The sequence below is a fragment of the Nitrospirota bacterium genome, assembly GCA_016212185.1.
Classification (GTDB): domain Bacteria; phylum Nitrospirota; class Thermodesulfovibrionia; order UBA6902; family DSMQ01; genus JACRGX01.
This window is the reverse complement of sequence record JACRGX010000079.1, coordinates 13340-27292: the sequence shown is the minus strand read 5'-3', so window position 1 is coordinate 27292 and position 13953 is coordinate 13340. Positions and strand designations below refer to the sequence as shown.

The 13953-nt window shown below is 44.9% G+C and carries 10 protein-coding genes; 1 reads left to right on the top strand and 9 read right to left on the bottom strand.

What is annotated here, in order from left to right; genetic code table 11:
• Positions 1 to 309 precede the first annotated feature (309 nt).
• The 9 genes from HZA10_09595 to HZA10_09555 form a co-directional block, all read right to left on the bottom strand.
• On the bottom strand, positions 310 to 1083 hold the full coding sequence (locus tag HZA10_09595) for a hypothetical protein (GenBank protein ID MBI5196564.1): 774 nt from the start codon (positions 1081 to 1083) through the stop codon (positions 310 to 312).
• Between the two features lie 154 nt (positions 1084 to 1237).
• On the bottom strand, positions 1238 to 1435 hold the full coding sequence (locus tag HZA10_09590) for a hypothetical protein (GenBank protein ID MBI5196563.1): 198 nt from the start codon (positions 1433 to 1435) through the stop codon (positions 1238 to 1240).
• Positions 1436 to 1438: 3 nt separating this feature from the next.
• Complete coding sequence (locus tag HZA10_09585; GenBank protein ID MBI5196562.1) at positions 1439 to 2152, bottom strand: sulfite exporter TauE/SafE family protein; 714 nt, start codon at positions 2150 to 2152, stop codon at positions 1439 to 1441.
• A gap of 83 nt (positions 2153 to 2235) precedes the next feature.
• Complete coding sequence (locus tag HZA10_09580) at positions 2236 to 2397, bottom strand: hypothetical protein (protein MBI5196561.1); 162 nt, start codon at positions 2395 to 2397, stop codon at positions 2236 to 2238.
• The gene (locus tag HZA10_09575; GenBank protein MBI5196560.1) at positions 2398 to 3198 is read right to left on the bottom strand and encodes a YihY/virulence factor BrkB family protein; all 801 of its coding nucleotides are present in this window, start codon (positions 3196 to 3198) and stop codon (positions 2398 to 2400) included.
• A gap of 46 nt (positions 3199 to 3244) precedes the next feature.
• Positions 3245 to 4567: a ribosome biogenesis GTPase Der gene (gene der / locus HZA10_09570; protein MBI5196559.1), complete on the bottom strand. Its 1323-nt coding sequence runs from the start codon at positions 4565 to 4567 to the stop codon at positions 3245 to 3247.
• An 8-nt stretch (positions 4568 to 4575) separates the two neighbouring features.
• Complete coding sequence (locus HZA10_09565) at positions 4576 to 5709, bottom strand: ATP-binding protein (protein ID MBI5196558.1); 1134 nt, start codon at positions 5707 to 5709, stop codon at positions 4576 to 4578.
• A 156-nt stretch (positions 5710 to 5865) separates the two neighbouring features.
• A complete protein-coding gene (locus HZA10_09560) occupies positions 5866 to 7572 on the bottom strand; it encodes a hypothetical protein (GenBank protein ID MBI5196557.1) in 1707 nt (568 codons plus the stop codon).
• Position 7573: 1 nt separating this feature from the next.
• Positions 7574 to 9361 (bottom strand): phosphoenolpyruvate carboxykinase (GTP), encoded by a 1788-nt coding sequence (locus tag HZA10_09555; protein ID MBI5196556.1) that lies wholly within the window; start codon positions 9359 to 9361, stop codon positions 7574 to 7576.
• 185 nt (positions 9362 to 9546) lie between these two features.
• On the opposite strand from HZA10_09555, the gene purL reads away from it, so the two are divergent.
• Positions 9547 to 13650 carry a phosphoribosylformylglycinamidine synthase gene (gene purL, locus HZA10_09550; protein MBI5196555.1) on the top strand — a complete coding sequence of 1368 codons (4104 nt, stop codon included), beginning with the start codon at positions 9547 to 9549 and terminating at the stop codon, positions 13648 to 13650.
• Positions 13651 to 13953 lie beyond the last annotated feature (303 nt).

Here is a 13953-nt window from a genome sequence, read left to right as displayed (position 1 = left end):
CGGCTCAAAAAATGAATGATATACCGGATAGTCATAATCAAGGTTCTGGTTTATTGGTAAAAACAAGAGCCTTAAGTATGTCACTATTACCCTGAATTGTGTCAGAAGGTATTCATATTTTGAAAGTACCGCTAAATCTTTCAGTTGTAATTGTCTTAGCTTTTCTTCGGTATCCAGCGCTGGTTTATATATTTCCCACTCATGCCCTATGAAATTTAAAGGAATAATTATGAGGGTAAGGAGAAAGGGGGTTAGATAGAGAAAACGTAAGGCGTAAGGGATAAGGCGTAATGAATAAAAATCCCCCCATCACCCCTTTGACAAAGGGGGGTGAGGGGGGATTTTGCATTCAGAGTTCAGCGTAAAAAAACTGAATTCATAAAGGACAATTATAAATGGGAGCGTGAAAGCAATTTCCTTGGTTTTCATAGCGAGGACAGCAGAAAGGACAGAGCCCAGATACCAGAACACAGATGACAGACTAAAGATTTTTTGCCTCTTGTCTGTGCTCTGTGTTCTGTGTTCTGTGTTCTGTGTTCTGAATTTCACATACATCACCAGACTTAGGAGATAAAACATCACTGCCGTAGATGTAAACCTCTGGACAATGTAAGTTACAGCCTGTGTTTGAACAGGGTGTGAAACAAAGAGCAAACTTGAAAATAAGGCGATTAAAGAAGGACGAGGGTTGAAGGTTGAAGGATGAAGGTTGAAATACGGCGTTTGAAAGGTCAGAAGGACCAGCCGGTAAACAAGTAAGGCATTGATGATATGAATGATGATATTAACTATGTGGTAGTCTGTAACACTTAGTCCTCCGAATTTATAGTTCAAGGCAAATGTCAAAAACCCGGCCCATCTGGACCCGGTAGGCGGCCATAAGTTACTTAGGTCTCTTAATTTATGGTTGTCAATAATATAGTTATAATCATCAAACTGGAAAGGCACCCGAAAGGTATTTGAATAGGCAATCAAGCCAGTAACAACAATTAATAGAATCTGGACAATTGGTTTGTAGAGTAGCCTTGTTTTATTAGGTGCCTGTGATTCTATAACTTTATTTTCCCCTTCTGCATTTCTCATTGAGATAATATAGCACTTGCAATCCTTGAGCTTCAATTTACATTTTCAAAGGTTGGAAGAAATTGACTGCTGTGTAACTCATCAAAATTGAGGTATTTTGTGATTTTTGTTAGATTTTCAGGGGGGAGCTGCAGGACTTTAGAGGCAGGAGTTACTATGCTATATTTAATGCCTTTTTAAATAACTCGTCCTGTTTTTTTGCCTCTGCCGCTATCTGAGTGAGGATTTCTGCGAGTTTTTTCCCCCCTAAAAGTTCTGCCTTTGAAGCCCATTCCAGATATGTCTTTACATGGGCGTCGTTGTGCTCTATCCAGTGTTCAATGAGGTGTTTGAGTTTTTCAGTCTCGTTCATGACTTACAAGCCAAAAGCCAGCATTAACATTCCGCAAAGACAAATCACAGCTCCTGATATGGCATGTGTGTAACGCTTAAGCCGTGTTGTTGGGATAAGGTTAAACCCGAAAATAGAAACGAGAACAATGCCCAGCATTGTGATGATTGTTGTCAGACCGAAAATGCCCGTAACCAGCAACAAACCCGTAAGGCTGTTTTTTGCAGCCGGATACATAAGCATCGGGATTAACGGCTCGCATGGACCAAAGATAAATATTGTAAAAAGTACCCATGGAGTTATGCTTTTGGTCCCCTTTTTCTCATGTATATGCATATGTTCAACAGTGTGGTTGTGTGTGTGCATGTGACCGTCGACATCGTTATGCAGGTGCAGGTGTTCATGGGGTTTATTCCTTAATGCTCTCCGGAGACCCCAGATAAAGTAAACCAGCCCGAAGGCAATGAGCGCCCATGTTGCCATACTGCCGCGGAATGATTCAATTACCTCTAATCTGGAAACGCCGATACCGAGAGTTACGCCTAATAATCCAAGCAGGACAGAGCTTAATATATGCCCGGCGCCGCATAAGACAGTAATCAGCGTTGTTTTTGCCGGGGACCACCTTCCTGAGCGCGACATCATTATGAATGGCAAGTAATGGTCAGGCCCGAATAATGTATGGAAGAAACCGATTGAAGCGGCGGCGGTTATGAGAATTAATAGTTCATTGGACATATTTAAATCCTGAGTTCTGGTTTAGATTGTTTGGCGTTGCAATATTCTACATCATTTTTGAAAATATAGACATTATTAAAATGCTAATCTGCTGCTTTTATATCAGCGACTTTTTCCATTGGTATCACAACCCATCCGCTTTCAGACTCCAGGTAGATTTCATCTTCACCTAATTCCTTTAATATGCCGCGGTAGATTATGTCTTCAGCAATAACCTCCACCTGTTTTTCTGTAAATTCCTGCATTTATGCCTTTTCCAAATTATTTACCAGCTCAGCCCCAAGGAGGAAGATACATGACGAATAATAAACCCACAGGAGGAAAACAATGAAGGTCGTTAATGAGCCGTAGATGGTCCCTATCTGAATGACGTTTTTTACGTACCATGTAAAGAAATGTTTTGCAACTTCCCACAAAATGGTTGTGAACAGCGCGCCTGAAAACGCATTTTTTAAAGATACCTTTACCTTTGGAACAATTATATAAACAGCGGTATAACTCATGAGGATGATAATAAAAGGCGCAATGTATTTAATGAAGATGCCTGCCTTGTATCCGATTTTAAAACCAAGCACATCCACAGGATACTGTCTAAGCGCACTGGCGGTTGAGCTTATTGTAAAGGAGAGCAGGAAAAAGATGGTCACAAGCGTCACTATTAAAATAGACCAAAGTATGGATATAAAAAAGTGCCGTTTTTTAGGAACCTTGAAGATTACATTCATGGCATGTTCCATGGAATAAAAAAGCTGAAGCGATAAAAAGGCGTAGACAAAAACCGTTAGCAGGCTTATCCCTTTATATGTAATTATATTCCTGAGCTCTGCGGTTATGCCTGCTGTCACAGATGGGAAAAGGCTGACGAGCCTTGCGAGGATGAAACGGTAAATCTCCTCGTTTCCTCCCAGCAGGTAGCCGAAAAGGGCAACGATAAGAAGACTTAAAGGCACAAGGGACATGATGGAAAAATAGGATATTCCACCTGCCAGATAAAAACATTCATCCTTTAAAAAATCAAGGAGGCTTTTACTCAGCGGTTTTATCATTGATATCCTTGTTGTGCAGGGAATTCATTAATATATGATAAGTATATCATGTCTGTTTATGGGTTTTGCGGCTTTGCCTTATGTAAAATTTCACCGGCACCCCGGTAAAGGCAAACCCTTTTCTTAACTGATTTTCAAGAAACTTTATGTACGGTTGTTTTATGCCCTCAAGCCTGTTTGTGAATATCACAAATGAAGGAGGCTTGATCCCTGCCTGTGTAATGTAATTGAGCTTGACCGGCTTGCTTTTATATATCGGCGGCGGCTGGACTGCAAGGCTTTTTTTGAGGAATACGTTTAAATCGTGAGTAGGAATTCTTTTGGAGCTTTCAGCTATTACTTCATCAATCAGGGAAAATATCTTTGTAACCCGCTGCCTGCTTAATGCGGATATGGTTATGACCGGCACATAAGGCATAAACCACAGTTTTTCCCTGAGTTTTTTCTCTACTGTTTTAAGGGTGGAATTATCTTTTTCCACGAGGTCCCATTTATTAAGCAGGATAATAGCCCCTTTGCCTGTGTCATGTACAAGGCTGGCTATCTTCTGGTCTGTCTCAACGACCCCTTCTGATGCATCCATGACAATCAGGGCTATATCGCACCGCTCAATGTTTTTAAGCGTCCTCAGAAAGGAAAAGCGTTCAAGTGTCTGCGCCATTTTTCCCTTTCTTCTTATCCCTGCGGTATCAATAACAAGGTATTTTCTCCCGTAATATGTGCATATGGAATCAACGGCATCTCGCGTGGTGCCTGCCACCGGACTTACAATCATCCTCTCAGCTCCGAGAAGCGAATTGACAAGCGTGGATTTACCGACGTTGGGCCTTCCTACGATTGCAATCTGCGGATATTGTGCAGGCGCTTCCTGAATCTCAGGCAGGACCTCAGAGATTTTATCCATAAGCTCGTCAAATCCGTATCCACAGAGCGCAGAGACCGGGTGCAAATCTTCACCTAATGAATAAAATTCATACAGGGCAGACTCTTTTTTTTGACTGTCTATCTTGTTTACCGCATAAAATACTTTTTTGTCATGTTTTCTCAGGGTATTATTCAGCGCTGTGTCAATGGGCATGAGCCCTGAGGATGCATCCATCAGCATAAGAATTATGTCAGCCTCTTCTATTGCGGCTAATGCCTGCTTTTTTACCTCTCTTGCGATATCCTCCGTTGCCTCCGGCAGGAATCCTCCGGTATCAACGACAAAAAACTGTTTTTTCTCCCATACGGCTTCGCCGTAAATTCTGTCCCGCGTTAAGCCCGGGGTTTCGCCCACGACGGCAATTTTTTTGCCGATAATTTTATTAAACAGCGTGGATTTGCCGACATTCGGCCTTCCAACAATGGCAACTATTGGTTTTTGCATATAAGCTCCTATTCTAAAAAACCAAAGCAATTTTCCGCATGCACAGTCTTAAAGCCAGCGGTTTTGTAAGAGGCAAGCCAGTCCCTGGGCGGAGCGAACTTTTTTTTCGTTGAAAGCTTGCATTCATAGCCTGTTAATCTGCCTTCTTTTTCTTCTATCAGGTCTATCTCCTGCTGGTCGTATGTTCTCCAAAAATAGAAGTTTGCGTATTGGCGGGAGTTGCTCATATGTTTTATTTTTTCCATGATGAACCAGTTTTCAAAAAGCTCTCCGGCATCAGCCCGGATGTTGAGCGGATTGAAGTTGCGTATAAGTGCATTGCGAAGTCCTGTGTCTGTAAAGTAGTACTTTGATGTTTTATATATCTCCTTGCGCAGATTGCGGCTAAAGCCGCGCAGGTTGACGAGTATAAACATTTTTACGAGAATATCCAGGTAACTTTCAATGGTTTTTTGGTTCACAGCCAGATGCTTTGCCAGTTCTGCGATTGACACTTCTTTGCCGATTTGAAGGGCAAGCAGCACCAGCAGATCAACGACCTTCTTTGGTTTGCGGATGCTTTCAAAGGTCAGAAGATCGCGGTAGAGGTAGTTGTTCAGATATTCGTAAAGATAATCTGCTTTTTCCCGGGCTGACAGACTGTGGACTTTAGGGTACATGCCGAAGCGGAGCATTTCTTCCAACGCTGTTTTGCGCATGGTTTTACTGTATTGTCCTGATACCTCTTTCCACGACAGGGGATAGAGCCAAAACGTTTTTGTCCTGCCTGTAAGCGGTTCGTTTATTTTGTCTGCCAGCTCAAAAGACGCTGACCCTGATGCAATGACAGTAACCGGCAGATTGTCCACGAGCAGTTTCAGCGTCAGCCCGATGTTTGCTATGCGCTGGGCTTCATCTATGACCACGATTTTATTGCTCCCTACAATCCGAGACAGCGCCTCAAGTTCATTACGGCTGAATAAATCCTGAGCGAATAGGTCGTCCCCATTAAAAAAAAGCTCTTCGTGGTTACCGGATTTTTGCTTGAACAGCGATTGTATAAGGGTTGTTTTCCCTGCCTGCCGGGGACCATAGAGAATAATTGCCCTGTTAGGCGTAGTAATTGCTTCGGTTATTTGTGCGGATATTGTTCGCTTTATCATATTTCATTATACCATACTATAATCAATTACCAATAATTAATAGTACTATGATACATTCTATTTTATTGGATGTCAATACCAAACTTGACAGCACATAACCCTGACATAAAACATTTGGAGATGGGTGAAATAAACATAAAGTAAACTGATTTACCCTCAGGTTTTTGCGGGCAGCTTCCATATCAGTTCAAAGTTGCAGATGATGACCAGCAGACTGCCGGAAGCATCCTTTACTGCATTGCCTTTGCTGTCTATGGCTAAGAGCAGGTCGTTGGATTTTAATAAAGACCCCTCATAATTTACATCCCTCAACCTTGTCTTGAGGTTATCTAACAGCATCCGGCATTGCTTTTCATCAATAAGCCCTTTGGCAACGGCTTTGGCGAGATCCAAAGGCGTATAAAGTGGGCCTGTCTGTTCAGCCACCCAGTGATCAGGACCGTTATAGTAGCCGCGGATGGTAATGTAATTGTGATTTTCATGAAGGATCGGGCTGCCTTCAGGGTCTAAAATATTTTTATGCGAGTCGTATCTTTTTGTGTCTGCCGATACCTCTATCTTTGAAGTGCCGGTCATATAGACAGCCCGTACATAGACGCAGGGAATTCCTAACCGGCTCAATTCGTGGGCAATGGCAAATTCCTCAAAAGGGCTGTTGATGCCGAATTCGCGTATCATCGGACTATATCCCTCTCCGTTTTCATCCGGCATCTCGCCGACCCGCGAAGTTTCCCAGACAAGATGAATATTGTCTTTTGTGATTGTATAGAAAACCTCTTTTTTGTCCGACAGCTTGATGGAAGGCGTCTTTCTCCACCTCTCCGGCAGGAAATAGTCAAACAAGCGGGCATTTTTTCCGACAACCCAGAGATGTCCGCCTGTGCTTTCCGCATGACCGTGGATATACGGCACGCCGAAAATCTCCATGCCCGTTAAATGGTCCGGCAGGGGGGTGGGGATAAAACGGTCGCGCTGATCATCCAGATAGGAATGTCTTCTGGAATTTTTAACTTCATCTTCGTGCAGAGGGGTGCGCAGGAGGAGTTCATAGTCAATCAAAGAATATTTTCCTGTATTGATGAGGTCATACAGAAAACTTACCTGCGCCTTTGTTGATTCCTGCGTTTTTGCCCATCCAATTTCTTTAATCTGTTCAGTATCAATTTCGCTGATTATGATATGTTCAGGCTTCATATCAGCCACCAGATACCCTTTATTGTCAAGGTCAGACATGACTTTTTTATTAAGCGCTTTCAGATGAAGCACATAGTCATCATCACTGACGTTTATATATTCAAAAATTTCGGGGAGATTACTTCCTTCAATCCACTCGTAAATCATTTTGTACTGTTTTAGGATATCAAGGTCTACTCCGGGGTGTTTGGCGCGGATGCGGTTTATCCTTGCCTTGGATCTTCCACTCTGCCACATCTGCATTTTATCCGGCGGGACATAAATAACCATAGGACGCTGTGTATTTATTTTCAAGTCTTTTGAGCCGTAGGCGCCCTCCCGCATTTCCAGCACCAGCGAAAATTCTTCCCAGGGGCTGTTAAACTCTGCATCGCAAAATTCCTGCAGTGTGTGAGTGTCTAAGGGGACGTTTTCACCTACGCGGCAATTCTTGACTACGAGGTCAAGGCTCTTGCCGTCCACTTCTTTTGTCGGCAGTTTGTAGACTGAGCCTGTGCCTTTAAGCTTTATCTTATGTATGTTGAACCAGCTTGATTCATACCAGTTTTTAGTGTCAAAATGCTCCTGGTATTTTTCGGCAAATCTTGTTAGATAGAGATCCCCTCCATCAGAGGTTTTAACATGGGCATACACAACGCCGAGCACATTAACTAAGGTCTTTTTCTGCATTCTATCCAAGGCGCTGTATAAATTCCTGAAGTTGTTTCCTGAGTCTTTCCGGAAGTCGTTTGCCGAAGATTGAGAAATGATTTTCAATATCCTGAATCTCTGACTTCCAGGCATTTATGTCTATGCTTATAAGCTCTTTCATGTCCCCGGCGGATATGTCAATGCCGTTCAGGTCAATATCACCTTCATTAGGCAATAAACCTATGGGAGTTTTATTGGCGCCTGCCTTGCCGTCAACCCGTTCGCATATCCACTTCAGAACGCGGCTGTTTTCGCTGAAGCCGGGCCATAGAAACTTGCCATTTGAATCTTTTCTGAACCAGTTGACATAAAAAATCCGCGGGGCTTTATTCCCGAGCCTGTCTCCCATTTCAAGCCAGTGCCGGAAATAGTCGCCCATATTGCAGCCGCAGAAAGGCTTCATTGCAAAGGGGTCGCGCCTGAGGTTGCCGACGGCGCCGATATTTGCGGCAGTTGTCTCAGAGGCGGCGGTGGCTCCCATAAAGACGCCGTGATCCCAGTTATACGCCTCATGCACCAGGGGCATGACATCTGAACGCCTGCCACCAAAAATAATGATGTCAATCGGAACGCCTTCGGGCTTTTCCCAATCCTTGCAGATCGCAGGGCATTGGGATGCCGGAGCGGTGAAACGCGCATTGGGATGTGCGGCGTCTGCGGTGCTGTCAGGAGTCCAGTCTTTGCCTTTCCAGTCAATGGCGTGTGCAGGCTCATCGCCGTCCATGCCTTCCCACCATACATCGTCGTCATCGGTCAAAGCGCAGTTTGTGAAAATCACATTTTCCTTCAATGTATCCATTGCCATCGGATTCGTGCCGTATGATGTGCCCGGCGCTACTCCGAAAAAACCGTTTTCCGGATTTATGGCATAAAGACGCCCGTCGCTGCCAGCCTTCATCCACGCAATGTCGTCTCCGATACATTCGCATTTCCAGCCCGGAATAGAAGGCTTCATCATTGCCAGATTTGTCTTGCCGCATGCAGACGGGAAGGCTGCTGCGATGTGGTACTGCTTCCCTGCGGGACTTATCAGACGGAGAATCAGCATGTGTTCAGCCATCCAGCCTTCACGTTTTGCCATTGCAGATGCAATTCGCAGCGCAAGGCATTTTTTCCCGAGCAGGGCGTTCCCGCCGTAGCCTGAGCCGTAGGACCAGATGAGGTTTTCTTCAGGGAAGTGGCTGATGTATTTTTGCTCAAGCGGGGCGCACGGCCATTTTGTGTCTTTCTGTCCCGGGGCCAGCGGCGCGCCTACGGAATGAAGGCACGGGATGAATTCGCCGTCTGCGCCAAGGAGTTCCAGAACGTGTGAACTTACGCGGGTCATAATATGCATGTTTATAACCACGTATGGACTGTCTGATATTTCAACTCCGATTTTTGATATGGGAGAGCCTATGGGACCCATTGAAAAAGGAATTACATACATGGTCCGCCCCTTCATGCATCCCTTATAGAGATTCAGCATAATTTTTTTCAGCTCATCAGGGGCTATCCAGTTGTTTGTGGGACCTGCGTCCTCCTTTGAAGAAGTGCTTATATAAGTGCGGTCTTCAACGCGGGCTACATCGCTCGGGTCAGACCTGAATAAAAAACTGTTCGGGCGTTTTTTAAGCGGAATGGCAATGCTGCTTTCAATCAGTTTTTCTATCATAAGATTATATTCTTTTTTGGAACCGTCGCAGATATATATATTATCAGGCCGGCAGAGATCAGCTGTTTCTTTTAGCCATCTATTGAGTTTATTGTTTTTTACAGTAACATTCATGACTGCTCTCCTTCTTTTTTCTATAAAAAACTTTGCAGAGGAAAAGCATTAGAAGAATTCCCGGTGTTAATGCCAGTGTAAATTATACAGGGTTATATCGCAAAAAATCTATAATCTGAAATAATGACTTAAATTTAGTAAAATAGTTTCCTGATTTAGTTAATCACTGCCAAGGAGAAGCCTTAATGGGGTTACTGCATTTTTACAGGAGGCCTGCATTTCCACCCGCCGACAAAAACGGGCTTCTGACGGCTGCGCGGCAGGAAATCTCTCCCCGGATAACTGATATTGAAACAGAATTTTGTTTTAATATTGAAGCTGCTGCGCCTCTTTTACCTGATGAGATTGGTATCCTCCAATGGCTTTTGTCAGAGACCTTTGAGCCTAAGAATTTCTCAGATAGAAGCTTTTTAATTCAACCTTCAACCTTCAACCCTCAACCTTGTCTTTTAGAAGTCGGCCCCCGCATGAATTTCACAACCGCATGGTCCACAAACGCAGTGGCAGTATGCCGTGCATGCGGATTGACAAAGATTACGCGCATAGAACGCTCAAGGAGATATAGGATAGTCATCAGTGAACAGTCATCAGTGAACAGTGAACAGTTTAAAAAAATTTACACAGCACTGATTACTGATTACTCATCACTTTTTTATGACCGCATGACAGAATGTCCGTATCCTGAACCGCTTGACAGCTTTGAGACGGGCATTAAGCCTGAGCCTGTTTACTATGTTCCCCTGATTGAAAAAGGCAAACCCGCGCTTGAAAAAATCAACAAAGAGATGGGGCTTGGGCTGGATGATTGGGACATAGAATATTATTACAACCTGTTTGTAAGAGACATCGGCAGGAACCCGACGAATGTAGAGTGTTTTGACTTAAGCCAGTCCAACAGCGAGCACTCAAGGCACTGGTTTTTTAAGGGCAGGCTGATTGTTGACGGCAAGGAGATACAGCAGCACCTGATTGATATTATCAAACAGCCGTTTATTGTTAACCCAAACAACAGCATTATTGCATTCAGGGACAATTCAAGCGCCATCAGAGGATATGACATCCGGACTATTGTTCCGCAAAACAGTCTTCACTCTTCAGTTTTCAGCCTTCAGAAATTAACGTACAATCTTATTTTTACGGCAGAGACCCATAATTTTCCAAGCGGGGTTGCGCCGTTTCCGGGCGCAGAGACAGGCACAGGCGGAAGAATTAGGGATGTAGAGGCAACGGGCCGGGGCGGACTGGTTATTGCAGGCACGGCAGCATATTGTGTCGGCAATTTACTTGTTCCGGGTTATGAACAGCCGTGGGAGGACAAGGCATTTCCATATCCCGCAAACTTAGCTTCTCCTCTTGATATTGAAATACAGGCAAGCAACGGAGCCTCTGATTACGGGAATAAATTCGGCGAGCCGGTTATTCAGGGATTTACGCGCTCCTTCGGCATGAGGCTTCCAAACGGCGGACGCAATGAGTGGATAAAGCCGATAATGTTTACTGCCGGAGTCGGGCAGATGGACGACAGGCATACTGAAAAAGAGGCTCCTCAAAAAGGAATGCTCGTGGTTAAAATCGGAGGGCCTGCATACAGAATAGGAATCGGCGGCGGCTCTGCCTCAAGCATGATACAGGGCGAGAATATTGCAGAGCTTGACTTTAACGCAGTTCAGCGCGGGGATGCGGAGATGGAGCAGAAGCTAAACAGGGTAATCCGCTCCTGTATTGAGAGGGGCGGCGATAACCCCATTGTCAGCATTCATGACCAGGGTGCAGGCGGAAACTGCAATGTCGTTAAAGAGATTATCTATCCCGCGGGCGCAAGGATTGAAATAAGAAAAATTCAGGTCGGCGATAATTCTCTCTCTGTCCTTGAGATATGGGGCGCTGAATATCAGGAGCAAAACGCACTGCTGGTTAAACCTGAAGGCATTGGTATTTTTCAGGCAATGTGCATGAGGGAAAAAGTGCCGTGCGCCGTTATAGGAGATATTACAGGCGACGGCTGCATTATTTTACATGACGAGGCAGATGGAAGCTCACCCGTGAATCTCAATCTGGAGAAAATCCTTGGCGCCATGCCTCAAAAGACATTCCAGCTTGACCGCATCCCGCAAACCCTTAAACCCCTTAAGTTCCCATGGGATAAAACCGGTGAAAAAAATTCTTTTACTGATTACTCATCACTCGTTACGCGTCACTTTTTAAAAGATGCCCTTGAAAGGGTTTTGCGTTTGCTGTCAGTAGGCTCAAAGAGATTTCTCACAAATAAAGTTGACAGGAGTGTTACGGGACTGATTGCAAGACAGCAGTGCGTGGGACCTCTTCAGCTTACGATGTCAAATGTCGCTGTCATAAGCCAGAGCCATTTCGGATTGACAGGCGCCGCCATTTCAATAGGCGAACAGCCGGTGAAAGGGCTGATTAATCCAGCATCAATGGCAAGGATGAGCGTTGGCGAGGCTCTGACAAACATGGTCTGGGCGAAAATCAGCGCGCTTCAAGACATAAAATGCTCTGCAAACTGGATGTGGGCTGCAAAGCTCCCCGGCGAGGGCGCAAGGCTTTATGACGCGGCAGTTGCAATGAGGGACATAATGCTTGAATTAGGCATTGCGGTTGACGGCGGCAAGGACAGCATTTCGATGGCCACGCAGGTGAGGGATAAGTCCGGCAATGTTGAGACAGTAAAATCTCCGGGCACTTTAGTTATCTCTGCTTATGCGCCGTGCCCTGATATTACAAAAGTCATAACCCCTGACATAAAAAATCCCGGCAAAAGCAGACTGTTATTTATTGATTTGGGAAATGGGAAAAACCGTCTCGGCGGAAGCGCCTTAGCCCATGTTTATAATCAGATTGGAAATGAGCCGCCGGATGTTGAGGACCCAAAACTTCTTAAAAATACATTTAACGCCGTTCAGCCGCTTATTGCTAAAGGTTTAATCCTTGCAGGCCATGACCGCAGTGACGGAGGGCTGATAACAACGCTTCTTGAAATGGCATTTGCAGGGAACTGCGGAATGGAGATTGATATTAAAAATTCCCCCTCGCCCCCCTTTGACAAAGGGGGGATGGGGGGATTTTTAACTAAAGCGTTCAGCGATAAAGAAACAATGGAGATATTATTCTCTGAAGAACTTGGGCTGGTCATTGAATATCTGCCGGAGAATGAAAATGAGATAATATCTGAACTTGAAAGAAACAATATCCCGCATCAGATTATCGGCAAAACAGCGGTTGAAAAGAAAATCAAAATCAATCTCCTTACTCCTCACTCCTCACTCCTCACTGTCTTTGATGAAGACATGAGGGTTTTAAGAAATATCTGGGAAGAAACGAGTTATCAGCTTGACAGGCTTCAGGCAAATCCCGGGTGTGTGGAGGAAGAAAGGAAAGTCAATTTTGACCGGAAAGGACCGCGGTACATTCTGACTTTTGAGCCTGAAACCGCAGAAGAAGGGGTTGGAGGTTGGGGATTAGGGATTAAAAAGCAGGGCTTACCGAAGGTTGCTGTAATCCGTGAAGAAGGCAGTAACGGCGACAGGGAGATGACATCGGCATTTTATCAGGCAGGGTTTGAGGTCTGGGACGTGACAATGACAGACCTCACCGAAGGCAGGGTTGCACTTAAAGATTTCAGGGGCATAGCCTTTGTAGGAGGCTTCAGCTATGCGGATGTGCTTGACTCTGCAAAGGGATGGGCAGGAGTCATTAAATTTCATAAAAAAACTTGGGAGCAGTTTCAGGAGTTTTATCACAGGCAGGATACCTTCAGCCTTGGCGTGTGCAACGGCTGTCAGCTTGCGGCGCTTTTGGGATGGGTGCCGTGGCAGGGTATTGACAATACAAAACAGCCGAGATTTATTCACAACGTGTCAGGCAGATTTGAGTCACGCTTTTCAACGGTTAAAATCCTCCCGAGCCCTTCAATCATGCTAAAAGGCATGGAGGGCTCGGCGCTCGGGGTCTGGGTTGCGCACGGCGAGGGACAGGCGTATTTCCCTGACGAAACAATTCTTCAAAAGGTTGAAAAAGAGGGACTGGCGCCCATACGCTATGTTGATGACAATAACGAGATTACATCAAAATATCCCTTTAACCCCAACGGAGCTGTCGCAGGAATTGCAGGGCTTTGCTCTTCTGACGGCAGGCATCTTGCGCTCATGCCGCATCCCGAGCGTACATTCCTGAAGTGGCAGTGGCCGTGGATGCCTGAAGAATGGAGAAAGAACCTCAAGGCGTCGCCATGGCTTAGGATGTTTCAGAACGCACGGCAGTGGTGTAAATAAAAAAGCCGGGCTTGCCATACTCTTTTGGCAGCCCAGCTATCCCGACTGGTCGGGATCCGCCGTTTCCCCTCTGTTTGCCAAGGCGCACAAGGTGTAGCCTTGTAAGAGGGTTAGTGCCTGTACTTATTTTTTACTCCTAAATCAGTCCGCTGTCAAGCATATTAAACATATTTTATAGGTCCTATAAATATTTTTTATAGTTTAAAAGGCTAAAAAAAGAGCAGGAACTTCATCTTTATAGGTGTCATACCCCGATTTAATCGGGGTATCCAGAGACTCCATGGATACCCGTTTTCACAAGGA